The 25,599-nt window shown below is 69.7% G+C and carries 27 protein-coding genes; 11 read left to right on the top strand and 16 right to left on the bottom strand.

All coding sequences use genetic code 11. The features are described 5' to 3' along the window. The first annotated feature begins 3 nt into the window (after positions 1-3). Entirely contained in the window at positions 4-780 is a 777-nt protein-coding gene (map, locus tag QRN44_RS00775) for a type I methionyl aminopeptidase (protein WP_285038048.1), read from the top strand. Between the two features lie 61 nt (positions 781-841). Beyond that, positions 842-1,342 (top strand): hypothetical protein, encoded by a 501-nt coding sequence (locus QRN44_RS00780; RefSeq protein ID WP_285038049.1) that lies wholly within the window; start codon positions 842-844, stop codon positions 1,340-1,342. A gap of 3 nt (positions 1,343-1,345) precedes the next feature. Here the strand turns inward: QRN44_RS00780 and QRN44_RS00785 are convergent, their stop codons facing one another. Both QRN44_RS00785 and QRN44_RS00790 read right to left on the bottom strand, forming a co-directional pair. Then, positions 1,346-2,098, bottom strand: coding sequence for an SDR family oxidoreductase (locus QRN44_RS00785; protein WP_285038050.1), 753 nt, complete (start codon positions 2,096-2,098; stop codon positions 1,346-1,348). A 27-nt stretch (positions 2,099-2,125) separates the two neighbouring features. After that, positions 2,126-2,701 (bottom strand): hypothetical protein, encoded by a 576-nt coding sequence (locus QRN44_RS00790; RefSeq protein WP_147427150.1) that lies wholly within the window; start codon positions 2,699-2,701, stop codon positions 2,126-2,128. A gap of 391 nt (positions 2,702-3,092) precedes the next feature. On the opposite strand from QRN44_RS00790, the gene QRN44_RS00795 reads away from it, so the two are divergent. After that, complete coding sequence (locus tag QRN44_RS00795; protein ID WP_285038051.1) at positions 3,093-3,338, top strand: hypothetical protein; 246 nt, start codon at positions 3,093-3,095, stop codon at positions 3,336-3,338. 60 nt (positions 3,339-3,398) lie between these two features. Here the strand turns inward: QRN44_RS00795 and QRN44_RS00800 are convergent, their stop codons facing one another. The 4 genes from QRN44_RS00800 to QRN44_RS00815 all read right to left on the bottom strand — a co-directional run bounded on the left by QRN44_RS00800 (position 3,399) and on the right by QRN44_RS00815 (position 7,280). Then, positions 3,399-4,667 (bottom strand): GNAT family N-acetyltransferase, encoded by a 1,269-nt coding sequence (locus QRN44_RS00800; RefSeq protein WP_285038052.1) that lies wholly within the window; start codon positions 4,665-4,667, stop codon positions 3,399-3,401. Between the two features lie 110 nt (positions 4,668-4,777). Next, entirely contained in the window at positions 4,778-5,128 is a 351-nt protein-coding gene (locus QRN44_RS00805) for a cupin domain-containing protein (protein WP_121292403.1), read from the bottom strand. Positions 5,129-5,182: 54 nt separating this feature from the next. Next, positions 5,183-5,635, bottom strand: coding sequence for an Lrp/AsnC family transcriptional regulator (locus tag QRN44_RS00810; protein WP_056013555.1), 453 nt, complete (start codon positions 5,633-5,635; stop codon positions 5,183-5,185). A gap of 187 nt (positions 5,636-5,822) precedes the next feature. After that, a complete protein-coding gene (locus QRN44_RS00815) occupies positions 5,823-7,280 on the bottom strand; it encodes an aldehyde dehydrogenase family protein (protein WP_175117930.1) in 1,458 nt (485 codons plus the stop codon). A gap of 243 nt (positions 7,281-7,523) precedes the next feature. Here QRN44_RS00815 and QRN44_RS00820 point away from each other — a divergent pair, with 243 nt between their 5' ends. The 5 genes from QRN44_RS00820 (at position 7,524) to QRN44_RS00840 (ending at position 13,160) form a co-directional block, all read left to right on the top strand. Then, positions 7,524-8,999 carry an APC family permease gene (locus QRN44_RS00820; RefSeq protein WP_175117931.1) on the top strand — a complete coding sequence of 492 codons (1,476 nt, stop codon included), beginning with the start codon at positions 7,524-7,526 and terminating at the stop codon, positions 8,997-8,999. A gap of 48 nt (positions 9,000-9,047) precedes the next feature. Beyond that, positions 9,048-10,481 carry an NAD(P)/FAD-dependent oxidoreductase gene (locus tag QRN44_RS00825; RefSeq protein ID WP_285038053.1) on the top strand — a complete coding sequence of 478 codons (1,434 nt, stop codon included), beginning with the start codon at positions 9,048-9,050 and terminating at the stop codon, positions 10,479-10,481. Positions 10,482-10,644: 163 nt separating this feature from the next. Next, complete coding sequence (locus QRN44_RS00830) at positions 10,645-12,024, top strand: NAD-dependent succinate-semialdehyde dehydrogenase (protein WP_285038054.1); 1,380 nt, start codon at positions 10,645-10,647, stop codon at positions 12,022-12,024. Between the two features lie 458 nt (positions 12,025-12,482). After that, on the top strand, positions 12,483-12,692 hold the full coding sequence (locus QRN44_RS00835) for a type II toxin-antitoxin system HicA family toxin (protein ID WP_285038055.1): 210 nt from the start codon (positions 12,483-12,485) through the stop codon (positions 12,690-12,692). A gap of 48 nt (positions 12,693-12,740) precedes the next feature. Next, the gene (locus tag QRN44_RS00840) at positions 12,741-13,160 is read left to right on the top strand and encodes a helix-turn-helix domain-containing protein (RefSeq protein WP_121292393.1); all 420 of its coding nucleotides are present in this window, start codon (positions 12,741-12,743) and stop codon (positions 13,158-13,160) included. 166 nt (positions 13,161-13,326) lie between these two features. Here QRN44_RS00840 and QRN44_RS00845 read toward each other — a convergent pair whose 3' ends face one another. After that, on the bottom strand, positions 13,327-14,889 hold the full coding sequence (locus QRN44_RS00845) for a PucR family transcriptional regulator (RefSeq protein ID WP_285038056.1): 1,563 nt from the start codon (positions 14,887-14,889) through the stop codon (positions 13,327-13,329). 26 nt (positions 14,890-14,915) lie between these two features. On the opposite strand from QRN44_RS00845, the gene QRN44_RS00850 reads away from it, so the two are divergent. The 3 genes from QRN44_RS00850 to QRN44_RS00860 all read left to right on the top strand — a co-directional run bounded on the left by QRN44_RS00850 (position 14,916) and on the right by QRN44_RS00860 (position 18,550). Continuing rightward, on the top strand, positions 14,916-16,274 hold the full coding sequence (locus QRN44_RS00850; protein WP_079003416.1) for an aspartate aminotransferase family protein: 1,359 nt from the start codon (positions 14,916-14,918) through the stop codon (positions 16,272-16,274). 118 nt (positions 16,275-16,392) lie between these two features. After that, complete coding sequence (locus QRN44_RS00855; RefSeq protein WP_285038057.1) at positions 16,393-17,928, top strand: CoA-acylating methylmalonate-semialdehyde dehydrogenase; 1,536 nt, start codon at positions 16,393-16,395, stop codon at positions 17,926-17,928. Between the two features lie 331 nt (positions 17,929-18,259). Further along, a complete protein-coding gene (locus QRN44_RS00860) occupies positions 18,260-18,550 on the top strand; it encodes a DUF1905 domain-containing protein (protein ID WP_285038058.1) in 291 nt (96 codons plus the stop codon). A 71-nt stretch (positions 18,551-18,621) separates the two neighbouring features. Here QRN44_RS00860 and QRN44_RS00865 read toward each other — a convergent pair whose 3' ends face one another. From QRN44_RS00865 to fdhA, 9 genes are all read right to left on the bottom strand, one after another. Continuing rightward, positions 18,622-19,035 (bottom strand): hypothetical protein, encoded by a 414-nt coding sequence (locus tag QRN44_RS00865; protein ID WP_192019202.1) that lies wholly within the window; start codon positions 19,033-19,035, stop codon positions 18,622-18,624. A gap of 1 nt (position 19,036) precedes the next feature. Then, the gene (locus tag QRN44_RS00870; RefSeq protein WP_285038059.1) at positions 19,037-20,389 is read right to left on the bottom strand and encodes an Asp23/Gls24 family envelope stress response protein; all 1,353 of its coding nucleotides are present in this window, start codon (positions 20,387-20,389) and stop codon (positions 19,037-19,039) included. A gap of 84 nt (positions 20,390-20,473) precedes the next feature. Then, on the bottom strand, positions 20,474-21,076 hold the full coding sequence (locus QRN44_RS00875; RefSeq protein ID WP_159875968.1) for a hypothetical protein: 603 nt from the start codon (positions 21,074-21,076) through the stop codon (positions 20,474-20,476). Next, the gene (locus QRN44_RS00880) at positions 21,076-21,651 is read right to left on the bottom strand and encodes a hypothetical protein (RefSeq protein WP_285038060.1); all 576 of its coding nucleotides are present in this window, start codon (positions 21,649-21,651) and stop codon (positions 21,076-21,078) included. Before QRN44_RS00880 ends, QRN44_RS00875 begins: the two co-directional genes overlap by 1 nt. Next, a complete protein-coding gene (locus QRN44_RS00885) occupies positions 21,648-22,001 on the bottom strand; it encodes a hypothetical protein (RefSeq protein ID WP_064296820.1) in 354 nt (117 codons plus the stop codon). Before QRN44_RS00885 ends, QRN44_RS00880 begins: the two co-directional genes overlap by 4 nt. Beyond that, positions 21,998-22,186, bottom strand: coding sequence for a DUF2273 domain-containing protein (locus QRN44_RS00890; RefSeq protein ID WP_064296821.1), 189 nt, complete (start codon positions 22,184-22,186; stop codon positions 21,998-22,000). The genes QRN44_RS00885 and QRN44_RS00890 overlap by 4 nt, the downstream gene beginning before the upstream one ends. Further along, on the bottom strand, positions 22,183-22,602 hold the full coding sequence (locus tag QRN44_RS00895; RefSeq protein WP_064296822.1) for an Asp23/Gls24 family envelope stress response protein: 420 nt from the start codon (positions 22,600-22,602) through the stop codon (positions 22,183-22,185). The genes QRN44_RS00890 and QRN44_RS00895 overlap by 4 nt, the downstream gene beginning before the upstream one ends. Positions 22,603-22,769: 167 nt before the next feature. Next, complete coding sequence (locus tag QRN44_RS00900; protein WP_285038061.1) at positions 22,770-23,804, bottom strand: helix-turn-helix transcriptional regulator; 1,035 nt, start codon at positions 23,802-23,804, stop codon at positions 22,770-22,772. Between the two features lie 336 nt (positions 23,805-24,140). Beyond that, positions 24,141-25,361: a formaldehyde dehydrogenase, glutathione-independent gene (gene fdhA, locus QRN44_RS00905; RefSeq protein WP_071260517.1), complete on the bottom strand. Its 1,221-nt coding sequence runs from the start codon at positions 25,359-25,361 to the stop codon at positions 24,141-24,143. Positions 25,362-25,599: the final 238 nt, after the last annotated feature.

Here is a 25,599-nt window from a genome sequence, read left to right on the forward strand (position 1 = left end):
CGCATGATCGAGATCTTCACCCCCACCGAGGTCGCGAAGGCACGTCGCACCGGCGAGCTTGTCGCGAACATCCTCCACACGCTCAAGCACCGGGTGACGGTCGGCACCAACCTCCTCGAGATCGACCGCTGGGCCAAAGCGATGATCCTCGAGGCCGGCGCCGTCTCCTGCTACGTCGACTACGCCCCCTCCTTCGGTCGTGGCCCCTTCGGCCACTACATCTGCACCGCCGTGAACGACGCCGTCCTGCACGGCCTCCCCCGCGACTACACGCTGGCCGACGGCGACCTCCTCACCCTCGACCTCGCCGTCCTGCTCGACGGCATAGCCGCCGACTCGGCCATCAGCTTCGTCGTCGGCACGGCGACCCTCGAGGACCTCGCGCTCATCGAGACCACCCAGGAGGCCCTCGCCGCCGGCATCGCCGCCGCCAAGCCGGGTGCGAAGATCGGCGACATCTCCTTCGCGATCGGCACCGTGCTGCGTGCCGCCGGTTACCCGGTCAACATGGAGTTCGGCGGCCACGGCATCGGCACGACCATGCACCAGGACCCGCACGTCTCGAACGACGGTCGCGCCGGCCGCGGCTACAAGCTGCGCCCGGGCCTCCTCCTCGCGATCGAGCCGTGGGTCATGGCCGACACCGACAAGCTCGTCACCGACGCCGACGGCTGGACCCTCCGCAGCGTGACCGGCAGCCGCACCGCCCACAGCGAGCACACCATCGCGATCACCGAGGACGGCGCCGAGATCATGACGTTGCCGACCGTCTCGTTCTGAGCATCTGAAGGCCCGTCGAGCCCGCTCGACCGACGTGACAGACCGTGTCTAGGCTGGTGACATGACCGACGATCGCGGCACGGTCCTCCGGCGCCGGTACCTGAGCCTCGGACTCGGTGAGTTGTTCGCTGCCGTCGTGTTCATCTGGGTCGCGTCCGTGTCGGTGCTGCCGTTGCTCGAACGGCCGACCGATGCGCTCGCGTTCTGGTCGGCCCTCGTACCGCTGCTGGTGATCCTCGTGCAGGCCGGCGTCTACTGGCTGCTCGCCCGGCGATGGGTCAGGCAGGGCACGATGCCTCGCGGACTCGCCGCCATCTATCGCGGCCTTCGCGTGCTCGACGCGGCACTGCTGCTCTCCGGACTCATCGGCATCATCGTCTGGTTCCCCGCCCACCCCTTCGCGGCCATCGGGATCCCGCTCGTCTGGCTGCTGGGCGTCATCGAGTACGTGAACTACTTCGTCGTCCGGCTCGCCTACCCACCGTCCGCGTGGTTCCAGCGGGTCGGCGAGTGGCGCACGCCTCGACTCATGCAGGACGTCCGGGCGGCTCAGCGGAGCTGACGCTCAGCGAGCCGCGCCGAGCCCCTCGATCCACTGCGCGAACGTCTGCACACCGCGCTGCGCGTCCGGGCCGGCGAGGGTGGTGCCGTCGCGCATCGCCTTGCCGAAGCCGCCGGGCAGCGGGATCTCCACCACCGGACCACGGACGCCCGTCGCCGCAGTGTAGGCCTTCACCATCGCGGCCATCCGCAACTCCTCGGGCCCGGCGAGGTCGGCGGGGCGCCCCTGCGGCTCCCCCTCCGCCAGCTCGACCAGACGCTCGGCGACCTCGCGCGCGGCGACGGGCTGCGAGGTCATCGTCGGAACCATCGTGACGGGGCCGAAGCGGAACCGCTCGACCATCTGCTGCGCGAACTCGTGGAACTGCGTCGCCCGGAGGATCGTCCACGGGATACGCCCGGTGCTGACGAGCTCCTCCTGCAGCGCTTTGCCCGCGTAGTAGCCGAACGGCGCCCGGTCGCTTCCGACGATCGAGAGTGCGACGTGGTGGGGCACGCCGGCGGCACCCTCTGCCTCGAGCAGGTTGCGGGTGACCGCGCCGAAGAACTGGCGCGACCGCTGGGTGGACTGGGTGGCCGTCGACGTGACGTCGACGACGACATCCGAGGCCTCCAGCTGCTGCGCGAGCCCGGCTCCGGTGGCGAGGTCGACACCGGCGGCACGCGACAGTGCGACCACCCGGTGCCCGCGCTCCTCGGCCACCGCGACGACGTGTCGCCCCACCATCCCGCTGCCTCCTGCGACGACGATCTTCATGCGACATTCCCCTTTGCTCGGCCGCTGTCACTCTATCGGCGGAACGAAGCAGCCGTTCTCGACGGTGATCCGCAGCACGTCGGCATCGGATCGCAGCTCTCGTTCGAAGATGATGGCGTCGTCGCGGAGCTGCGTCGACAGCTCGAGCCCGCCGTGCGACGGCACGATGAGCATCGACCGGAACTCGTCCGAGTCGGCCGCGAGTTCGAGCGGCGGCGCGTACCCGTTGATGAGGTCGACGAGCACGTCGCGACTCGTTCCGACCGGCAGTTCGACCTCGACGGCCATGCGCGCCAGCCTCGTAGCGCGGCCGGACGGCGCCAGACTCCTGCAGGGCGCCTCCGAAGCCTGGGGCGAGAACGCGAACGGCTGTCCGCCCGACGCCGTATCGACCATCCGCCCGAGGAGGTCTGCTGCCACGGCGAACACCTCGTCTCGGGTGGGAAGCTCGTCGTCACGCTGAGGAGCGCTCGGGTCGATCGTCGGCGCCTCTGCCACCGGCGAAGCACGATCACCCCGTGACTCGCCGACCTGTGCCGTGCAGGCGACGACCAGTAGCGCGAAGACGCTCAGCTGAGCGACCACCGCGACGACGATCGCCACGATCGAACGCCGTCCGAGCGAGCTGGAACGGCCTCCTGGCGGCGCTTCCCCGAGAGAATCGGTGCCCGTGTCATCCGGGATCGTGTCCACACCTGCTCCTGTCCTGGCCTTGCCGCGACGATGGCCGTCGCAATACTGCAGCGACGGTATCGATCGGGAGCCACTCGACGGCTCGACAGTTGGTGGGCATGACACGGCGACCGCGGATCTGGTGCCTGTGGAGCGGTGTCACCGTTGTGCGCCGCCGACGATGCTGCATCGACGAGTTGCAGGCACGTTCACCACGGTGTATAACAAATCTGCACTCCGAGATACAGATCTCAACCCGACCGATCAGGCGTTCCCGGAGCGCACCTCCCGACCGAACCCGACCAGGAACCACCCGACCCCGATGACGACCCTGCAGCACCCCGCCACCACCGGCTCCATCCGCACGGCACGCCCGCAGCTCGCGGCACTCCCCCGCACCCTGCGCCGCAGCATCCCGGCCGAGCAACGCCAGCTGCTCCGCACCCTCGCCGCCACCATCGGTGGTTTCATCCTCGCGACCGGCCTGGTCGGCGCGTTCATCACCGGCTGGTTCGTCCTGCTCGGACTCCCCGCCGCGGCGATCTTCCTCAGCGCGACCGCGCCCTGAGCGATCGCGCCCTGAGCGATCACTCCCTGAGCGACCAGAGGAGTCGGCGCGGGGATCTCCCTAGAAGTGCGTCCGCAGGAAGGGCGCCTGCTCCGTCGCGAAGGCGAGGTCGAGCGCTCGCACCGCATCGGACGACCCGGTGATGAGCCCCGCTTCGGCGAGCGCCGACACGCGCGGGCCGCCGAGGAGGACGGCCGACAGCTCGTTGATGGTGAGACGCACAACGTCGGTGTCGTCGGCCGACTCCGGCACATCGCCGAGGCGTTCCGCGACCGCGGCACCGTGCTCGTCGATGCGGAGCGCGAACCGACCACCGGCGAGGCCGAGGGCGTCCTCGACGTCGAGCAGGTGCTCGCGAGGTTCGGATGCCCCGGGGACGGTGAACCGGCGCGCGCCAAGCACGGTCGGCACGTCGACGATGCGGAGCCAGAGCGAGTCGGCTCGCGCGGTGGTCTTGACGGCGCGGCGGTCGACGAGTCGCCACTGGATCGCTTCGACCGTCGGAGCCTGGTGGAAGGTGACCTTCGTGGTGAGGCTGATCCCGGTGAGGTGCCGCCAGAGCGCGTAGCGGGCTTCCGGGGTGGTGGCGACGAGGTCGTCGACGACGATCGTGCCCCACTCCTCGCCGACGCGGTAGAGCGCATAGCCCTGCGGCTCGCCGTCGGCGTCGTCGTAGCGGAGGGCGAGCGTGTCACCCTCACCGTGGCTGAAGTGGCGGATCGTCACCTCGCGGAGGGCCTGCTTCCACCACGCGACCCCGCGGTCGATGTCGCCGGTGCCGCGCGAGCGCTCGAACAGCGCGGGTGCGACGGTGGCGAGCGAGCGCGGGTCGAGCGTGTGGACGCGGCCGGCGGGCGGCGCACCCCGCCAAGCGACGCGCTTGGGGTCGACCTCGTGCGTGAACTCCCAGGTCGCCGGGGCGAAGCCGTAGCGACCGTAGATGGTCGCCTCACTCGCGGTGAGGGCGACGACTGCGGCGCCGGTGGCCTGGGCGTGGTGGAGTCGGTTCTCCATCAGCGATCGCGCGATGCCTCGACGCTCATGGGACGTCGAGACGGTCACCTCGGTGATGGCCAGGGCACGGACCGAGCCGCCGGGGATCGACAGGGCGGTCGGGAAGGAACCGAGCGTGCCGACGGGGACGAGCGGTTCGGCAGCGGTGTCGTCGTAGACCCCGAGGATTGAGCTGCCGACGAGGAGCTGACGCCGCTCGGCACGCACCGCCACGTCGGTGTCGGGCTTCGAAAGGAAGCCGCGGGACGCTGCACCCCACCAGAGGTCGAGGGCGGCGTGGTCCGTGTGGTCGAGCTCGACGGTGCGCAGGTTCATGCGCCAAGCCTATTGGGGTACTCGGAACGCAGGAGATCGGCGCGAGAGCAGGACGGACGGGCACGAAGCGTCCTGCTGTCGGGCGGATGTCCTGCTGTCGCGCCGGCGGGTCAGGCGACGTAGACCTTGCGGAGGGTCTCGCGGACGGTCCAGGTGGTGCGAGCGCCGGCGGCGAGCCGGCCGATGGAACCGGCACGGAGCTCCAGCGACGGGGTGCCGTCGGCGAAGTCGACCGTCGCCTCACCCGAGAGGACCACGAACACCTCGTCGATCTCGGTGTCCTGCACGACGCCGACACCCAACTCCCAGACGCCGACCTCGGTGTCACCGACGGCCGCGAGCGACACGATCCCGCTCCGCGGCGACCCCGAGACGACGTCCTCGGGCGCGAGCGGGTTGTCGGCGAGCGCCATGTCAGCGCCCTGGAGCACCGCGTTGGGGGCGAGCAGGTGATCGGTCATGAGGTACCTCTCTGAGCAGGTCGGAGACGAGCGGGGTCGGCGCAGGCCGACGGCCTACCCGACGCCCCAGCCGTAGGCGAGCTTGTGGGCTTCGAGCACGAAGAACGTCTCGGTCGACCGCACGCCGGGCGTCGGCTGCAGGGTGTCGAGGAGGAACGTCTTGTAGTGGTCCATGTCACGACACACGGCCTCGACCATCACGTCGAAGCCGCCGCTCGTGAGCACCACGTAGCTCGTCTCCGCGTGCTTCGACAGCTCCTGGCACACCCCGCGCGCCATCCCCGGCTCGCAGCGGATGCCGATGAGCGCCAGGTGGTCGAAGCCGATCGACAGCGGGTTCGCGATGCCGACGATCTGCAGGATCCCGGTGTCCTCGAGTCGCTGGATCCGATAGCGGACGGACGACGCCGGAAGCCCGGTCTCGGTGGCGATCTCGGAGAACGCCTTCCGTCCGTCCTGCTGCAGGATCGCGATCAGCCGACGGTCGATGTCGTCAAGGTCGTTCATGTGGCTCCTCCGGCAGCGGGCGGATGGTCATCTGGCAAGCGTAGCGAGGGAAGCCGTGCGGCTCGGGTGCGGTGTCCGCCCCACCCGAGCCACGAGCCCCGGCCGACCGACCCGAACGCGGGCAGTCAGCCGAGGCGACGCCGATCGAGCAGACCGAGGGAGGTCGACGATCGGCGGATCGGTCCGACTAGCGGACGTGGATCGCGCCGGTGCGGAGGTCGGTCATGTCGTGCAGCGTGTACATGCCGCCGATCCGACCCCAGCCGGTGCCCTTGCCACCCGCGCCACCGAACGGCATGTTGATGTCCCACCAGCCGTTGGAGTCGTTGACGATGACCTGGCCGGTCTCCAGCTCCTCCATGAAGCGGTAGGCCTTCGACAGGCTCTCGGTGAACACCGCGGACTGCAAGCCGAGCGCGTCGGCGTTGGCGATGCGGAGGATGTCGTCGTCGTCCTTGGCCGTGAGGATGGGGAGGACCGGACCGAACGACTCCTCACGCGACAGCAGGCTGTCCTCAGAGACGCCGTCGACGATCGTGAAGTCGTAGTAGAGGTCCGTCGGGTGGCCCGCGGCACGACCGCCGCCGAGCAGGATGTCGAAGCCGAGCGAGCGGGCCTCGTCGAGGTGGCGGTCCATCTTCGCGGCGACGCCCTCGTTGTTGAGCGGTCCGAGGTTGATCCCCTCGTCGAACGGGTTGCCGAGTCGTACGGTCGCCTTCGCATAGGCGAGGGCAGCCTCGACGAAGGTGTCGTGGACGTTGTGGTGGACGATGAGCCGCTCGGTCGCGCAGCAGACCTGGCCGCCGCTGTAGAACGCGGAGTCGACGGCGGCTTTCGCGGCGCGTTCGATGTTCGCGTCCTCGAGGACGACGATCGGGCCGTTGCCGGAGCACTCCATCAGGGAGCGCTTGAGGCCCGCGGTGCGGACGATCTTCGCGCCGGTCGCGGACGAGCCGATGAAGCCGATGGCGTCGATGCCGTCGTGGGACACGAGCTCGGAACCGAAGGCGCCGTCACCTGGGAGGACGCTGACGAGCCCGGCCGGGACGCCCGCCTCGACGAGGCAGTCCATCGCCGCGAGGACCGCGAGGGGCGTGTTGCTCGGCGGCTTGACGATGCAGGCGTTGCCGGTCGCGAGGCCCGGGGCGACGAACTCGCTGAACATGAGGAGCGGGAAGTTCCAGGGCGTGATGATGCCCCAGACGCCGACCGGCGCGCGCCAGGTGAACATGCGCTTGTCGATGTCGCTCGACGGCAGCGTCTCGCCGTAGAGACGGAGGGCGTCCTCGGCGTGGAGGTGGAAGAGCTGTGCGGCCTCGGCGATGTCGGCGATCGACTCGGCGAGCGGTTTGCCCTGCTCCAGCGTCTGCAGGCGGGCGAGCTCCTCGACGCGGGCGTTGATCGCGTCGCCGACCCGGTGACAGATCTCCGCGCGCTTGAACACGCCGAGCTTCCGCCACTCCCGCTGCGCCTCGTGCGCACGTCGCACCGCCTCGTCGAGTTCGGCGGTGCCGGCCACGGGGATCGACGCGATGACGTCACCGGTGACGGGGCTGATCACCTCCGAGCGCTCCGAGCTGGATCCGTCGGTGAACTCGCCGGCGATGAAGAGCTGGGTGCGAGTGGGTGTCGGCAACGTGGTCATTCCGGACCTCCTGGTGTCGTGGCTGGGCCGACGACGCCGAACAGCGTCGTGCGGATGTCGTCGGGAGAATGTGGGATCAGCCTAGGACCTTGCGATTCCTCGAACAAGCAGTATTGTTTCGTCAAAGTTACGATTACAACAACGAGACCGACACGATCTTGTCGTCACAACAATTCTTCGGCACATTGAGTGCACCAGCAGCGAGACAGCGACGTCCCGTCCCCCACGAATCGAGAAGAGCCCATGTCGACCGAACACGTCACCAGCACCGACGAGACCACGCACCTGCCGAAACGGATGCGCTGGTTCGACGGCTTCGCCATGGCGATGACCATGCCAGCCGCGCTCATCGCCACCCTCGGCGCCTCCATCACCGGCCTCGGCGGCTGGGGGGCCGCCGTCCTGTGGGCGATCTCCATGATCCTCGCGATGGGCGTCAACTGGATCTACACCGAGCTCGCCACCATGTTCCCGAACTCCTCCGGCGGCATCGCGCACTACGCGGCTGAAGCGTGGAAGTCGCGCGCACCCTGGGTCGCACCGATCACGGGCGTCGGTTACTGGCTCCCCTGGGGCACCAACCTCGCCACCTACGGCGCGGTGACCGGTGCACTCATCCAGGCGCAGTGGTTCCCGAACGAGGACTGGGTGATCCAGCTCGGCCCGATCTCCATCACCTTTCCGATCCTCATCGGGCTCGGCGTCATCGGCGTGATGTACCTCATCAACGTCATCGGCGTCCGCGTCACGATGGCGTTCGTCTACATCACCGCGGGCATCCTGCTCATCCCGCTGTTCGTGTTCATCGTCTTCCCGCTGTTCAGCGCCGACTGGGCACCGCTCGACCTCACCTGGAAGCTCGAGGGCATCGAGGGCCTGCACACCGCGATCGTCTGGCTGTACATCATGGCGTGGACCACCTTCGGCATCGAGGTCTGCGCGACCTTCGCCCCGGAGTACCGCGACTCGGTGAAGGACACGACCAAGGCGATCAAGGCCTCCGTCCTCTTCTGCCTGGGTGTCTTCTTCGTCATCCCGCTGACCCTCGGCGGCTACGCGGGTGAAGCGGCGATCGCCGACAACCCGGCGACCTTCTTCGTCGCGAGCTTCGCCTCGCTCGTCGGCGGCGCTGCGGACGTCATGGTGCTCTGCCTCATCGCCTCGCTGCTGCTCATCATGACCACCTCGGTGGCCGACGCCTCACGCGTGCTGTTCAACATGGGCAAGGAGCGCGTCACCGTCCCGTCACTCGGCGTGCTCAACCGCCGCGGTGTGCCGTTCCGCTCGCTCAACGTGATGCTCGTCATGAACGTCGTGATCCTCGTCGTGCTGCAGAACCCGCTCGCGATCATCGTGACCGGCAACCTCGGCTACATCCTCACGCATTTCTTCGCCGTCTCCGGCTTCTTCCTGCTGCGCAAGGACCGCCCCGACGCCGTCCGCCCGATCCGCCTGCCGCGCTTCTTCGTGCCGCTGTCGGTCGTGCTCTCGGTGCTCCTCGCGATCATCCTCGTCGTCGGCGCCACCGGGTTCTCCACCACGGGCTACGGCGGGTTCCTCGAGCTCGGTATCGCACTCGGGCTGCTCGCACTGGGCGTCGTGATCTGGCTGTTCGTGCAGCGGAGCACCAAGCGCGATTCGGGGCTCGGGACCGGCGGGGCGCCCACGGGAACCCCACGTGCCGACGCCGAACGCACCGACGCCGCCCGCACCGACTGACCGCGCACCACGCGACCGCACCGAACCACGCACCACAGGGGACCCATCATGAGAACCACCTACGAACTGGCTGAAGAGCTCGCCGACACCGCACGCCTGCGGGAACAGCTGGCCTCGGCCGAATCGGAGCCGTACTGGCTCGACGACCCGGCACGGCCCGCTCCGCTCCCCCGCCTCGAGGCGGACGTCGAGACGGACCTGGCGATCGTCGGTGGTGGGTACTCGGGCCTGTGGACGGCGCTGCTCGCGAAGGAGCGCGACCCGGACCGCCGGGTCGTGCTCCTCGAGGGCCGCCGCATCGCGTGGGCGGCGTCCGGTCGCAACGGCGGGTTCTGCGAGCCGAGCCTCACCCACGGTTCGTCAAACGGCAAGAGTCGCCTGCCGCACGAGTTCGACCGCCTGGAGGAGCTGGGGCGCGAGAACCTGCGCGAGATCGGCGAGACCATCACCCGGTACGGCATGGACTGCGACTGGGAGGAGACGGGGCTGCTGCAGGCGGCGACGGCTCCGCACCACGTCGACTGGTTGCGCGAGAGCGCCGAGGAGCACGGTGCCCGGTTCCTCGACCGCGAGGCGATGCAGGCGGAGGTCCACTCGCCGATCTTCCAGGCCGGCCTGTTCGAGCCGACCGGTGCGGCGCTCGTCAACCCGGCGAAGCTGGCGTGGGAGCTGCGACGCGTCTGCCTCGACCTCGGTGTCGAGATCCACGAGTACACGCACGTCCGCTCGATCCGGTCCGACGCGACGTCGGTCACCCTCACGACGACGCACGGCTCGGTCGTCGCGAAGCACGTCGCCCTCGGCACCAACGTCTTCAAGGCCCTCATCCCGAGCGCCCGGAAGTACACGGTGCCGGTCTACGACTACGCGCTCATGACGAACCCGCTCTCCGCCGAGCAGCTCGAGAGCCTGGGTTGGAGGGGCCGGCAGGGCATCTCCGACCTCGACAACCGCTTCCACTACTCGCGGCTCACGACCGACGCGAACGGGTCGACCCGTATCCTCTACGGCGGCTACGACGCCGTCTACAACTACGGCGGCCGCGTCGAGCCGCGGTTCGACCAGCGCGAGGAGTCCTTCCTCAAGCTCGCCGCCCACTTCGCCCACACCTACCCGCAGCTCGCCGACCTCGGCTTCTCCCACAAGTGGGGCGGGGCGATCGACACCTGCGGGCGGTTCTTCTCCTTCTTCGAGACCGCGCACGGCGGCAAGGTCGCCCACGCAGCCGGGTTCACCGGGCTCGGCGTCGGAGCCACCCGGTACGGCGCGAACGTCATGCTCGACCTCCTCTCCGGGACGCCGACCGAGCGCACGACCATGGACTTCGTCCAGAAGAAGCCGACGCCGTTCCCGCCCGACCCACTCGCGTTCATCGGTGCGCGCATCTCGCTGTCGGAGATGGCCCGGGCCGACCGCAACGAGGGCAAGCGTGGGCTCTGGCTCCGCACGATGGACGCCGTCGGGCTGGGCTTCGACTCCTGAGCGGGGTTCCGACGCAGGAGCCGCCGTCCAACCCATGACAGGCGGAGCGTGGTTCGATACGGTGCAGGTGGTGGTCCCGCTCACGTCGAACCCGCACAGCTCGCATCGGCCGGCAACGGACACCGCACCGCACCAGCAGCACCTCAGACAAAGGAGCACACCAGTGAGCGACTACGCCGTCGTCAACCCCGCGACCGGAGAGACTCTCCGCGACTACCCGACGATCACGGACGAGGAGCTGCAGCAGGCGATCACCGCCGCGTCCGCCGCTCACGAGGAGTGGTCGCGTCGCGCTCCCGTCGCCGACCGCGCCGCACTCATCGCCCGCGTCGCCGCCCTCCACACGGAGCGCCGTGAGCAGCTGGCCGAGATCGCCGTCCGCGAGATGGGCAAGACGTACGAGCAGGCGCTCGGCGAGGTCGACTTCGCCGCCGCGATCTACCAGTACTACGCCGACAACGGTGAGGCCTTCTCCGCCGACGAGCCGATCGAGCTGTCAGACGGCACCGGCTCGGCGTTCATCCGTCGTGCCTCGCTCGGGGTGCTGCTCGGCATCATGCCGTGGAACTTCCCGTACTACCAGGTGGCGCGGTTCGCCGGCCCGAACGTGGTCAACGGCAACACCATCCTCCTCAAGCACGCCCCGCAGTGCCCCGAGTCGGCGCTGGCGATCGCGCAGATCTTCGACGACGCCGAAGCCGAGCTGGGCGCCCACGATTCCGTGTACGTGAACATCTTCGCGACGAACGACCAGATCGCGACGGTCATCGCCGACCCGCGCGTGCAGGGCGTCTCGGTCACCGGTTCGGAGCGCGCCGGTTCCGCCGTCGCCGAGCTGGCGGGCAAGCACCTCAAGAAGGTCGTGCTCGAGCTCGGCGGGTCCGACCCGTTCATCCTGCTGTCGACCGACGACCTCGACGCCGCCGTCCAGGACGCCGTCAACGCCCGCATCGACAACAACGGGCAGTCCTGCAACGCCGCCAAGCGGTTCATCATCATCGACGAGCTGTTCGACGACTTCGCCGCGAAGTTCACCGAGGTCTTCACGGCGAACGCGCCGGCCGACCCGATGGCGGAGAGCACCCAGCTCGGCCCGCTGTCGTCGGCCGCCGCGACCGAGCGACTCAGCGAACAGCTGGGACGTGCGAAGGCACAGGGTGCGACGATCCTCGCTTCGGGCGAACCGGATGGGAACTTCTTCCCGCCGGCCGTGCTCACCGACGTCACGCCCGAGATGGACGCGTTCCACGAGGAGTTCTTCGGCCCCGTCGCGGCGCTCTACCGGGTCGCGTCCGAGGAGGAGGCCGTGCGCCTCGCGAACGACACCCCGTTCGGCCTCGGCTCCTACGTGTACACGACCGACCAGGAGCAGGCGCTGCGGGTCGCGGACGGGATCGACGCCGGCATGGTGTGGATCAACCTCGTCCTCGGCGACGCGGCGGAGCTGCCCTTCGGCGGCGTGAAGCGCTCCGGCACCGGCCGCGAGATGGGCAAGCCCGCGATGGACGAGTTCGTCAACAAGAAGCTCATCCGCATCGCGTAGGCGCTTCGGCCCCGGCCACCGACGCCCCCGTTCGGTCACTGACGCCCCACCCGGTCACTGAGCTTGTCGAAGTGCGGTCCCGCCCCATGTCGACCGCCCTTCGACAAGCTCAGGGACCGGGATGGGGTGCGCGCGAGGACCGGGACACGGTGCACCCGCTCACTGCGCTCCTCACCCGCGGAACGCTTTCCGGCCACTGAGCTTGTCGAAGTGCCTCGTACGCACCTCGACAAACTCGGTGGCCGAGCTGCGCTCGGTGGCCGAACGTCCCCCACAGGGCGTGCATCACTCCCGTTGTCCACAGGGCGCGCGCACCCGACCAGGTGCGATGACGTCGCGAGCTAGCCTTTCGAGGAGGGCGAGGCTCGTCAGTCTGGGGCACGGTCGAGTTGCGTCAGCGGCTTCAAATCTCTAGCCCCCTCTTCATCTTGCAATCAATGGTGGGCTTGAGTAGAATCATGCCGAGGCCACAGAAGTACCGCGATGTGGTGAGGTTCCTCAGCTCGAAAGGCTGGGTGCTGCTCCGGCAGCAGAAGGGTTCCCACGAGAAATGGGGCAATCCGGAGAACGGGCGCGAGTATCTGACGATTCCACATCACGAGGTGTCGGCCGGAATCGTGAAGCAGCTCATCCAGATGTTCCCGGATGCGCCGAGCGGGTGGAAGTAGCGCACCGCACCGCTCGACCGCCCCGACAGACAATCAGGAGGCCCGCGAATGACCGCAGCAACCGTGACCCAGACGCTCGACGTCGTGACCTACCTCGACGGCAAGTGGTGGACGTTCGAGATCCCCGCGCTCACCACCGACTCCCCCCGAGGCGCGGGACACCGGATCGTCGCCATGGGCTCAGCGAAGCGGTTCAAGGACATCGCTGCGGCTGCCCGCGACGTCGCGGCCCTGTGGCTCGATCTCGATGACTACGACGGGGACGTCGTTGTGACGGTCCGGGATGAGGCGGTCGGCCTCTGGGGCGAATCCAACACCCTTGAAGAGCAGGCACGCCAGCAGGTGCGCGAGGCAGCGCGCAAGCGCCGCGAGGCCGTCCTGAGCCTCATCGCCAAGGGAGCCAGCCAGAGCGACGCCGCGGCCGTCTTCGGGGTCTCGGTGCAACGTGTGAGCCAGCTCGTGCACTGACGCTCGTCGATCGGCAGTCCCCACCGAGAACCTCCCCGGTCGCTGAGCCCCATCCGGCCATTGAGCCTGTCGAAGTGCAGTCCCGCCCCGATGACCACCGCCCTTCGACAAGCTCAGGGACCGAAGGGGTGAATCTGGGAACGAGGGTGCACGACGCGCGAATCCGTCAGCCGTCGGCGAGCTGGAGGGCGCTCCACAGCTCGGCTCGGTCGCCGAAGCGCGAGAGATCGAGGTCGAGCAGCGACTCGAGCGTGCCGATGCGCGCTCGGAGGGTCTGCCGGTGGATCCCGAGGCGGCCGGCCGCCTGATCGGTCACGCAGTTCGCCTCCAACCACACCCGAGCCGTGGTCATGTGGACCGCACGAGCCTCGGCTCCGAGCCCGCCCAGCGGCTCCAGCAGCCGGTTCGCCAGCACCTCTCCACCCGACGCACTCAGCAACCCGAGCAACCCCTGCTCGGCGAGCGCCTCGTACCGCACGAGTCGCGGCGTCTCCCCCGCCGATGCGCGCGCCCGCTCGGCCTCGGCCAGCCCGTTCCGCAGCCCCTCCCAGCTCGTCCTCGCCGACACCCCGCCCGACAGCCCGTGGCGGCCGACGACGGCGTCCCAGAGCCCGGTGTCCGCGTCGCTCGACACGATGACGATCCGTTCGTCCTGCTCGGCGAAGAACAACGTGCCGCCGTGCGCCGCGGCCTGCACGTCGAGTTCCGAGAGGAAGCCCAGCTCACCCTCGGGGATGTCGACCACGGCGACGCGGATCGGGTCGGGCGGCAGCGGCCCCCAGAGTCGCTGGGCGGTGCGCTCGGCGACGGCGCGGTCCCCGGAGAGCAGCAGCTCGAGGAGCCCGGAGCGCAGCTGCCGGCGTGCGAGGTCGAGGGCGCTGTGCTGCTCGAGGGCGATGCTCGCGAGGCCGATGACGCTGGAGACGAGGTCGTGCTCGGCGTGGTCGAGCGGCACGCTGGACCCGACCGCGAGGATGCCACGCAGCTCGCCCCGGCGGCCGAGCGTCAGCAGCGTCGCGCCCTCCGCTCCGTCCGCGAGGTGCAGTCCGGCCCGCGACCCTCGCCGCAGCACCTCGGCGACGGCGGCCTCCACGCCCTCCGGCACCGGCTCGCGCGTCCTCGTGGTCACCCGGTTGCCGAGCGCGTCGTACAGCGCGACCCAGCAGCCGAGCTGCTGCCCCAGCTCCGCGAGGATCGCCGTCAGGCCGTCGGGTCGGAGCGCCGCCCTCGCGACCGCACGCTGGGCGGCGAGCGACCACTCCAGCGATGCCACGCGGGCGGCTGCGACCGCGTCGGCGACGAACCGGATGATGCCGATGAACGGGGTTCGCTCCCCCACCTCGAGCAGGGTGAACCCGTGACGGTCGCAGGCGTCGACGAGTCGCTGCGGGATGTCGGTGTGGATGATCCCGGTGGCGAACCCGAGCGCGAGCACGCCCCGGGCGGAGAGGCGACGGACGTACTCGTCGGCGCGGCGGTCGGCGAGCTCGTCGCTCATCTCGCCGGTGAACTGCATGCCGTCGGTGAGGAGCAACTGTCCGGGCTCCAGCCAGGGTGTCGGGTCGCCGAGGTCCGAGCTGTGCACCCAGGCGATGTCGCGGTCGAGGACGTCGGCGTCACCCTCGACGACGAGGCCGAGCTTGAAGACCGGCTCGGCCATGAGCGTGCGCAGGGACACGTTCGACGACGCACGGCCGACCTCGCCAGCGATCACTGAAGTGGTGGACATGAGCAGAAGTTACCACTGATCCCGCCATGTACATCGGCCGCGTCGATTGCCAGGCTGCAGGGGTGATCAATGACTTCCTCTCCGGCCTCGACAACGCCGGCGTCCGCGACGCCGACACCCAGCGCGTCCTGCACTCCTGGTCCGCCCAGAGCACGCTCAAGCCGCTCCCCATCGCGGGCGGCCTCGGCAGCACCGTGTGGGACCACGACGGACGCCACTACCTCGACTTCTCCAGCCAGCTCGTCAACGTGAACCTCGGGTACCAGCACCCGAAGGTCGTCGCGGCGATCCAGGAGCAGGCGGCGCAGCTCACCACGATCGCGCCCGCCGCGGCGAACGCGACCCGAGCCGAGGCTGCTCGTCTCATCCTCGAGCGTGCGCCCGAGGGCTTCGAGAAGGTCTTCTTCACCAACGGCGGCGCCGACGCGAACGAGAACGCGATCCGCATGGCACGCATCGCCACCGGCCGCGACAAGGTCATCTCGACCTACCGGTCGTACCACGGCAACACGGGCGCGGCCATCGTCGCGACGGGCGACTGGCGCCGCATCCCCAACGAATACGCGCGCGGTCACGTGCACGTGTTCGGCCCCTACCTCTACCGCACCGAGTTCTGGGCCACGACGCCGGAGGAGGAGTCGGAGCGCGCCCTCCGCCACCTCGAGCGCACCGTCCAGGCCGAGGGTCCCGGCTCGATCGCCGCGATCCTCCTCGAGACCGTCCCCGGCACCGCCGGCATCCTGACGCCGCCACCCGGCTACCTCGCGGGGGTCCGCGCGATCGCCGACCGCTACGGCATCATGCTCATCCTCGACGAGGTCATGGCCGGCTTCGCACGCACCGGTGAGTGGTTCGCGTTCGACGCGTTCGACGTGCGACCCGACCTCATCACCTTCGCGAAGGGCGTCAACTCCGGCTACGTGCCACTCGGTGGCGTCATCGTCTCCGAGCACATCGCCCGCGTCTTCGACGAGCAGGTGTTCCCCGGCGGACTCACGTACTCCGGCCACCCGCTCGCCGCCGCGAGTGTCGTCGCGACGCTCACCGCCATGGCCGAGGAAGGCGTCGTCGAACATGCCAAGGCGATCGGCGCCGACCACATCGGGCCCGCGCTCCGCTCCCTCGCCGAGCGCCACGAGCTCATCGGCGAGGTCCGCGGCAGCGGCGTGTTCTGGGCGGTCGAGCTCGTCGAGGACCGCGACACCCGCGCACCACTCGATGCGGCGGCGATGGGTCGGTTCAAGACGTCCCTGCTCGAGGCCGGCCTCCTGCCGTTCATCAGTGAGAACCGCATCCACGTCGTCCCGCCCGCCGTCGTGACCGCCGACGAGGTCGCCTCGGGTGTCGCCATCATCGACGCCGCCCTCGGGGAGCTGCGCGCATGAGCGGCGAGCCGGACCCGTTCTGGGACTCGGTGTCGGGACTCCCGACCCCGGCCCCGTCCGCCGCGGCACGACCAACACCCAGCACCCCTGCACCCCACGACGCCCAGGAGCCCTCCGCATGACCACCACCGCCACGAGCACCAGCACCACCACCGACGCCGGCACGCTGCCGGTCGTCCCGCACTGGATCGACGGAGCCGAGGTCCCGTCCACCTCCGGTCGCACCGCCCCGGTCTACGACCCGGCACTCGGTGTCGCGACGAAGCATGTCGCGCTCGCGAACCAGGACGAGATCGCAGCAGCCGTCGCATCCGCCGCAGCCGCCTTCCCCGCCTGGCGCGACCTGCCGCTCGCGAAGCGTCAGCAGATCGTCTTCAAGTTCCGTGAGCTGCTCGACGCGAAGAAGGGCGAGCTTGCGGAGATCATCACCGCGGAGCACGGCAAGGTCGTCTCCGACGCGCTGGGCGAGATCACCCGTGGGCAGGAGGTCGTGGAATTCGCGACCGGTCTCGCGCACCACCTCAAGGGCGAGTTCTCCGAGCAGGTCTCCACCGGCGTCGACGTGTACTCCACGAAGCAGCCGCTCGGGGTGGTGGGCATCATCTCGCCGTTCAACTTCCCCGCGATGGTGCCGATGTGGTTCTTCCCGATCGCGATCGCGGCCGGGAACACGGTCGTGCTGAAGCCGAGCGAGAAGGACCCGTCCGCGGCGATCTGGCTCGCGAAGTTGTGGAAGGAAGCCGGCCTCCCCGACGGCGTGTTCACGGTGTTGAACGGTGACAAGGAGGCCGTCGACGGGCTCCTGACCCACCCCGACGTCCGCGCGATCTCCTTCGTGGGTTCCACGCCGATCGCGAAGTACGTGTACGAGACCGGCACCGCACACGGCAAGCGCGTCCAGGCGCTCGGCGGGGCGAAGAACCACATGCTGGTCCTGCCCGACGCCGACCTCGACCTCGTCGCCGACTCCGCCATCAACGCCGGCTTCGGCTCCGCGGGCGAACGCTGCATGGCGATCTCGGTGGTCGTCGCGGTCGAGCCCGTCGCGGACGAGCTCATCGCCAAGATCGCCGAACGCGCAGCGACCCTGCGGATCGGTGAGGGACGCCGGAACTGCGACATGGGACCACTGGTGACGAAGGTGCACCGCGACAAGGTCGCGTCCTACCTCGACATCGCCGAACAGGACGGCGCCACGATCGTCGTCGACGGCCGCAACACGCCCATCGACGGCGACCCGAACGGGTTCTGGCTCGGCCCGACCCTCATCGACAACGTCCCGACCACCTCGAAGGTGTACACGGAGGAGATCTTCGGACCCGTCCTCGCGGTCGTCCGCGTGCAGTCCTACGAAGAGGGCGTCGCGCTCATCAACGGCGGGGCGTTCGGCAACGGGACCGCGATCTTCACCAACGACGGCGGCGCCGCCCGGCGGTTCCAGAACGAGATCCAGGTCGGCATGATCGGCATCAACGTGCCCATCCCCGTGCCGGTCGCGACGTTCTCCTTCGGCGGGTGGAAGGACTCCCTGTTCGGCGACACCAAGGCCCACGGCGCAGAGGGCGTCCGGTTCTTCACCCAGCAGAAGGCCATCACCTCCCGCTGGCTCGACCCCTCCCACGGCGGCATCAACCTCGGCTTCCCCCAGAACTGAGGTCGCCCGCGCGGAGGCTGGCCCTTCGACAGGCTCTGGGACCGGCGCGTGGCGTTGGTGCCTGAGCCTGTCGACGGGCGGTCCCTGCGCACGCCATCGGTCTCTGCGGGTGGCGTTGGTCCCCGAGCCTGTCGACGGGCGGTCCCTGAGCCTGTCGAAGGGCGGTCTCTGCGCGTGCCATCGGTCCCTGAGCCTGTCGAAGGGTCTCGCCTCCTCAGCTGGCCCTTCGACAGGCTCAGGGACCGGGCAGCCCCACGGTCCCGCCCTTGCCTCCGGTCGGCCGCAGCCGCGACAATGGCCACGCCGACCACGACCGATGAGGGGCGTCACGATGGCCATCGAACCGACCGAGCTCGACCACCGCTTCACCGCACCGATCGGCGTCGATGTGAAGGGCGACGTCTGGTCCTGCGTCGAGATTCCCGGCTCAGCCGAGTTCTTCGGCACCGGCAAATCCGTCCGCGTCGACGCGATCGTCGACGGTGTCGAGCTCCCGAACGTCGGCCTCATGCCGACCGGCTCCGGTGGTCACATGCTGTCCATCAGTGCGAAGCTCCGGAAGCGCCTCGGCAAGGACGTCGGCGACACCGTCGACGTCCACCTCACCCGCCGCCTGAGCTGAGCACAGGAGATTCGCGCGACAGCAGGAGATCCTGAGGGAGAACCTCCTGCTGCCGCGCGGATCTCCTGTGCTCAGCCGCCCGTGACCCGGCGGATGAGGTCCTGGATGAACGGAACGACGTCCGACGCCTGGTCGACGCCCGCGAAGGCGACCGCCAGCAGCGGCCACAGCGACACGAGGAGCGCCGAGATCACCGCGGCGACGGCGAGCACCCAGGAGAGTGCGCCGTTGCGACTGCGGACGCACCCGAGCAGGAACAGCAGCGCGAGGACGTACCCGATGAGGAGCGCGACCACGATGCCGCCGACCGGGACCCTGAGCGCACCGACCGTCGCGCCATCGGCGGCGCCGATGAGCCCGAGGATCGGGATCAGCACGCCGACGACGATGAGGACGAGCAGGACGACACCCGTGATCGCAGCGGCCCACACGGCACGCGGACGCGGGCGGGCGCCGTACGACGTGGTCCGGCTGAAGAGCGGCATGTCACTGCTCCTTCGCCGGCGCCGCGGCTTGGGTGGCCGTGACCTCGGCGGGAGCGTCCGTCACCTCGTCGACGTCGGCGACCTTCGGGGCAGACTGCTCGGGCGCGTCGCCGCCAGCGGACCCAACGGTGTCGCCGTCCAGCTCGGGGACCGAAACCGGGTCGGCATCCGGGCCCGTCGCGGCGGGCTCTTCCGCCGGAGTGTCCTGGATCGCGTCAGCCGCCCCGGCGGGCTCAGCATCGGCGAGGTTCGGGTCGGCGCCGTGCGTCACCTCCTCGGCGACGGTCGCGAGCGAGTCGGCCGCGGTGGCCAGCTGATGGGCGGCCTCGGCGAGTTCCGCCGACACATCGTCGGAGGAATCCGACACCACCGCATCGGTCGGTTCGCCGCCGACGTCGCCGTCAGTCACGAGCTCGCCGTCGGCACCGGCGGCCGCGCCCGGCTGCCCGTCTCCCAGCGACCGGCCGCCGTCGCCCTCGGACCGGCCGGTCCGCTGCTCGACCGCGTCACCAGCGGCGTCGGCCAGGTCGGCCGCTCCGGCTCGCGCCGAGTCCACCGCGTCCGATGCAGCAGCCTTCGCCGTGCCGAGGGCATCCCCGGCGGCCTCTGCTGCATCGCCGATCGCGGCACCCGCCGCGGACGTCGCATTGCCGATGGCGGCCTTCGCCTCGTCGATCGCTTCGCCCGGATCGGGCTCGATCGGGTCGAAGGGCCCGTGGATGTCCGTCACCGTGATGTCGATGTCGACCGGTCCCGGGTGGCGGGCCTCCAGCGCGGCCGCGACGTCGGCCCGGACGGTGTCCGCGACCTCGTCGATGCTGGCCGGGTACTCGGCCACCAGTGAGACCTCGACGTTCAGCACGTCCTCGTCGGCCAGGACGTTGACGCCGGGGACGGCGGTGCGACCGAGCAGGCGGGTGCGGGCGCTGTCGATGGCGCGGGCTGTCGGGGACCCGAGGGCGTGCACGCCGGGGACCGTCTCGGCCGTCGTGGCGATGACCTGGGCGAGTTCGTCGGCCTCCTGCTCACGTCGCCGGCCGGAGTCGAGCTCGACCACCGGTGCGTCCGTCGCTTCCGGCGGAGCCGCCGACTCCGACACCGACACCGTCGGCGTCTCGGCGGAGACCGCGTCGGCCACGGCCGGTTCAGCGGCCTCCGGACCAGCGACAGCCCCGTTCGCCGGCGCGACCACAGGAGCGGGCACGGTCCCACCCGCGTGCTCGCCGTCGTGCGACTCGATACGGCGGACTTCGTCATCGGGATGCGCGGGCACGAGCACCGTCGGGTGCTCCGCCCGGACCTCGGCCGGGGTGGGGATGTGGTGCTGGTCCGGGTGCTTCGTGTCGTCGCTCATGCGATCCTCCTCGCACCGCGTCGGCGGTGCATCGGTCCTACTGCTGTCGGTTCGGGTGCCGCGGCGGCACCGCGGGGTGTCGGGTCAGACGACCCGGTTCGTGCTGGCGAGCCGCGTGCGCAGCCCGCTGACGATCTGGATGACCACCGGGGTGGAGGTCCCGAGGACGCCGTCCCACTCGTGGATGGCCGCCTCGATGTCGCGCCGCAACTGGACGGGCGAGGCGCCGCGACGAGCGTGTGCGGTGAGGCGCAGCGTGGACTGCTTGCGGATCCGGAAGCCGGTGACGTCGACGGAGACCACGTCGGGGTTGCGCCCGATCGCCTCTTCGAGGACCTGCTCGGCGACCTTCACGTCGAGCACGACGCGACCACCGGTCGGCGTGTCCTTCGTCCGCTGCTCGTCGACCTGCAGCAGCGTTCCGGTGTGCCCGCGGCCCTGCCGGAACACGAACCAGAGGATGACGAGGATGAGCAGCAGGGCGACGACCGCCGCGACCCACAGGATCCACGGCTGGGCGTCGATGGTGTCGTTCGTCGGTCCGACGGCCCGCTCGGCGTTCTCGCTGATCGTCCGCTGCACGTCAGGCAGGAGCGCACCCACGGACAGGGCCGCGCCGGCCGCGAGGACGACGAGTCCGACCACGAAGATGAAGAACCGGTTGAGGAAGCGATTCGTGGAGTTCATCAGGCCACCGTTCCCTTGCTGCTCACGCGGACCTTGGCGCGGAGCGCCGGCCGGTAGTCGTAGGACGCGACCTCCGCGTCCACGGCCTGCTGGATCTCGCGCTGGTCGACGCGTCGACCGCTCGTCGGCGTGACGTCGACGCGGGCGCTCCTGGCCCCGACGCTGACGCTCACCTGCGAGGGGTCGATGTCCCCGGCGTACGAGGCGACGCGGGCGAGCGACTGCGCGATCACCCGGTCGTCCACGACCGCCGCCGTGCGCTCGGCGATCGACCCGCGACGCCCTTGGCGCGCGGGAGCCAGCGACAGGACGATCAGCACGAGGCCGACGATCGCCGCGACCACGCCGATGGCGACGAGGAGTGGGGCCGGAGCGGTCGCCGCAGTCAGCACCGCGGTGATGATGTCCTTCGGTGCGACGAGGAGCGCCGGCTGCCCGATCGCGGCCAGGACCGATTCGGTGCCGAGCCAGGCGAGCACGAGCGCGAGGATGATCGCGATCGCGATCGCGAGCGTCGACCGCGGCGAGTGGGTCTCGCGACGCACCGCACGGCGGTACAGGGCTGGGGTGCTCACAACACCCTCCTTCGTTCTTCGAGCTTCGCGCCCGTGATGTGGAGGTCGACGCGTCCGATCGTCGACCCGGTCAGGTCCAGGCACCGCTCTCGGATGCTGGTCTGTGCGCGTGCCAGGCGTTCGAGGACGGTTCCCGAGGTCCGGGATCCGGCGCCGAGCGGCGACACGTGGATGGGCGTGCTCGCGGTGACCGTGAGGGCCCCCTGGGCGTCGGAGAGCTCGACCGAGACCTCCGACGCCCGCACACCGAGTTCCTCCGCGGTGACGGCAGACACGACGCGACGCACGGCGCGGGAGCTGATCGTGTTGCGACCATGCACGGCCTGTTCGGCCGTCACCGCCGCGGTCACGACGACCGCCGCCCGCGGAGCGCGTCGGCGACACCGCGCAGGTCGAGCTTGCCCTCGAGCACGCGTCCGATGCCGAATCCGATCAGCATGAACAGTGCGACGAGGATCATGCTCCAGAACCCGAAGGCGACGGCCGCCAGCGCCAGGACGGCACCGACGAGGATGCCGCGATCGGTCGTGGTCACTGGACGCGGCTCTCGTCAGCGTCGTTGTCGTCGTCCGACGGGATGTGGACGTCGGCGACGGTCACGTTGACCTCGGTGACGTCCATGCCGACGACGTTCGAGATCGCGTCGGTGACGCTGCGACGGACGTCGTCCGCGACGCGCTGGAGGTCGACGGGGTACTCGGCGACGATCACGATGTCAGCGGCGACCTGCTTCTCGCCGACCTCGACCGAGACGCCCTGACCGCGGTCCTGAGCGTTGATGGCGTTGCGGATGGCGCCGATGGCGCGAGCCGCTCCGCCACCGAGGTCGTGCACGCCGGGGACCTCACGGGCTGCGATGCCGGCGACCTTCTGGACGACGCCATCGGCGATGACGTTCTTGCCCGTGGAGGTCGTTGCGGCGTGGTTCGCGGTGTCGGTGGTGTTCGACATGGTGTTGCTCCTTCGGTGTCTGGTGGTGCTGGTTCACGCTCCGGGTGTCCGGCGGCGGTGCCCGTGTCCCGGGCGACGTCTATGAGACTGCGCGTCACGCCCGAATCTCACGGTCAGTCTCGAACTTTTCCGGAAGCACTCATTTTTTGGATATCCGGCGACGGACGTCAGCCCCGCAGGGTCTGGCTCGGGCCCTCGCCGAAGCGGTTCCGGTAGGCGGAGGCGAAGCGTCCGAGGTGGACGAAGCCCCACCGCTTCGCGACCTCACCGACGGTCGTCTCCTGCGGCGAGCTCTCGGCGAGCTCGCGCCGGGTGCGGTCGAGGCGGATGTCGCGCAGGTAGGCGCTGGGCGACATGCCGAGTTCGCGACGGCAGTGGAGCTGCAGCGTCCTCGTGTGCAGCCCGGCCGCCTTCGCAGCGTCCGCGGGCGTGATGGGCTCCGCCGCGTGATGGTGCAGGTACTCGACCGCGAGGCGTGTGCGCGCCATCGAGGGCTCGCGGAGCGGCTCCGGCAGGTCGACCACCGCCCACGGTGCGAGCTGGAGCAGCGCGAGGGCGAGCGGTCGTTGGGCGTTCATACGGAGCAGCGGAGGCGCCGTCTCGTCGGTGAGCACCGGGGTGGAGGCGTTCAGCGCCACGCGCCAGCGCTCGATCGCCTCGGGTGTCGGCGTCGCCTCGAGATCGAAGGACACCTGCTGACTCGGACCGGCGTGGATCTCGGTCGCGATGTCTTCGAGGTACGGGGCGGAGAAGAGCACGGAGTTCTGCCGGTGCGGGGTGAGGTGCACCGTGTACGGCCGGTGGAACGGGAGGACGAACGGGTGTCGCGGGATCTCCATCCGTTGGCCGTCGCGGCGCACGATCCAGCCGCCGCCGGTCGTGACCCACGAGACCACGTAATCCGTGAGGCCCGGGGTCTCGCCGGTGACGTGTCCGGTCATCGTCGCGGTGCGGAGCGAGACACGGTCGTCGCCGATCGACACCCACTGGAACGAGAACGGCTCGGTTCCACGGGTGACGGTGAAGCGGCTGCCGTCGTAGGCGCGCTCGTAGTTGTGCCGGGCGGTGGCCGGGTCGTCGCCGCTGACCGTGACCTTGCGGACCGGAACCGTCGACGCCGTACTGCTCGCGGCGCCGAGCAGCGGGCTGGTGTCCGAGTCGCTCTCCGGATCTGATTCGGATGCGAGGAAGGAGTGTTGCATGGCCGTCCTTGTGCGAGTGGGGGTCTCTTCGTCGCGGGACGGGCCCCAGGGCCCCGTCGGTTTCCCGCGTCATTGGAGAGACGGACCGAGAGGAGGGAATCTCACGGTTCACTCAGCAGTTCGTCAGACAACGCCGTCCCGGATGCCCTGCGGCAGGCGTTCGGGCGAAAACTCAGTAGTCGGAACCTCCCGGTCCCTGCACCATTCCTCCCCGGTCCCTGCGCCACTCCTCCCCGGTCCCTGAGCTTGTCGAAGGGCAGCCGAAAGCGCCCGTTCCGTCGTCCTGAAGCCCTCCAGACGACGCAACGGGCGCTCTCGGTGATGTCCCCGTGCCGCCTACGCGGCGTCCAGATACCCGTTCGGGTTGAGGACGAACTTCTGTGCAGCCCCCGCGTCGAACTCGGCGTACCCGCGCGGGGCGTCGTCGAGGGTGATCGCGGTCGCGTTGACGTTCTTCGCGATGTGGACCTTGTCGTGCAGGATCGCCATCATGAGGCCGTGGTTGTACTTCATCACCGGGCACTGACCGGTGGTGAACGACAGCGACTTCGCCCAGCCGGTGCCGAGACTCAGCGAGAGCGCACCCTTCTTCGCGGCCTCGTCGATGCCACCGGGGTCGCCCGTCACGTAGAGTCCAGGGATGCCGAGCGCACCGCCGGCCGCCGTGATGTCCATCAGCGAGTTGAGCACGGTCGCCGGTGCTTCATGACCCGCGTCACCACCGTGACCACGAGCCTCGAACCCGACGGCGTCGACCGCGCAGTCGACCTCCGGGACACCGAGGATCTGTTCGATCTGCTCCCCCGGCTCACCCTTGGTGAGGTCGACGGTCTCGCAACCGAAGCTCCGAGCCTGCGCCAACCGGTCGGCGTTCATGTCGCCGACGATGACCGCAGCGGCGCCGAGGAGCATGGCGCCGGTCGCTGCGGCGAGGCCGACGGGTCCCGCACCTGCCACATAGACCGTCGATCCGACGCCGACGCCCGCCGTCACCGCACCGTGGAAGCCGGTCGGGAAGATGTCGGAGAGCATCGTGAGATCCATGATCTTCTCGAGCGCCTGGTCGCGGTCCGGGAACTTCAGGAGGTTCCAGTCGGCGTAGGGCACGAGGACGTACTCGGCCTGGCCGCCGACCCAGCCGCCCATGTCGACGTAGCCGTAGGCGCTACCCGGGCGGTCGGGGTTCACGTTGAGACAGATGCCGGTCTTCCGCTCCTTGCAATTGCGACACCGGCCGCAAGCGATGTTGAAGGGCACCGAGACGATGTCGCCGACCTTGATGAACTCGACGTCCGGTCCGACCTCGACCACCTCGCCGGTGATCTCGTGTCCGAGGACGAGGTTCGGCGGTGCCGTGGTGCGGCCGCGGACCATGTGCTGGTCGGAGCCGCAGATGTTGGTCGCGACGGTCTTGAGGATGGCGCCGTGCGGGACTTTCCGGCCGACGTTGGCCGGGTTCACCCCCGGTCCGTCCTTGAGTTCGAAGGTGGGGTAGTCGATGTCGATGACCTCGACGACACCCGCTGCTTTGTAGGCGACAGCTCTGTTACCTGACACGTGATCCTCCTTGATCGCGGGCGCCCGTTGTGGGGCACCCTGTGTCTGCTCGACCCTATCCCGCGCCTGCCGCGAGCGGCAGTCCCCCGGTCCCTGAGCGCACCTCCGCCAGTCCCTGAGCGCACCTCCCCCGGTCCCTGAGCGCACCTCCCCCGGTCCCTGAGCGCACCTCCACCGGTCCCTGAGCCTGTCGAAGGGCAGGGAGTGCCGGTCCCTGAGCTTGTCGAAGGGCTCGTGC

Origin of the sequence: Plantibacter sp. lyk4-40-MEA-4, assembly GCF_030209415.1 — a bacterium.
GTDB classification, from domain to species: Bacteria; Actinomycetota; Actinomycetes; order Actinomycetales; family Microbacteriaceae; genus Plantibacter; species Plantibacter flavus_A.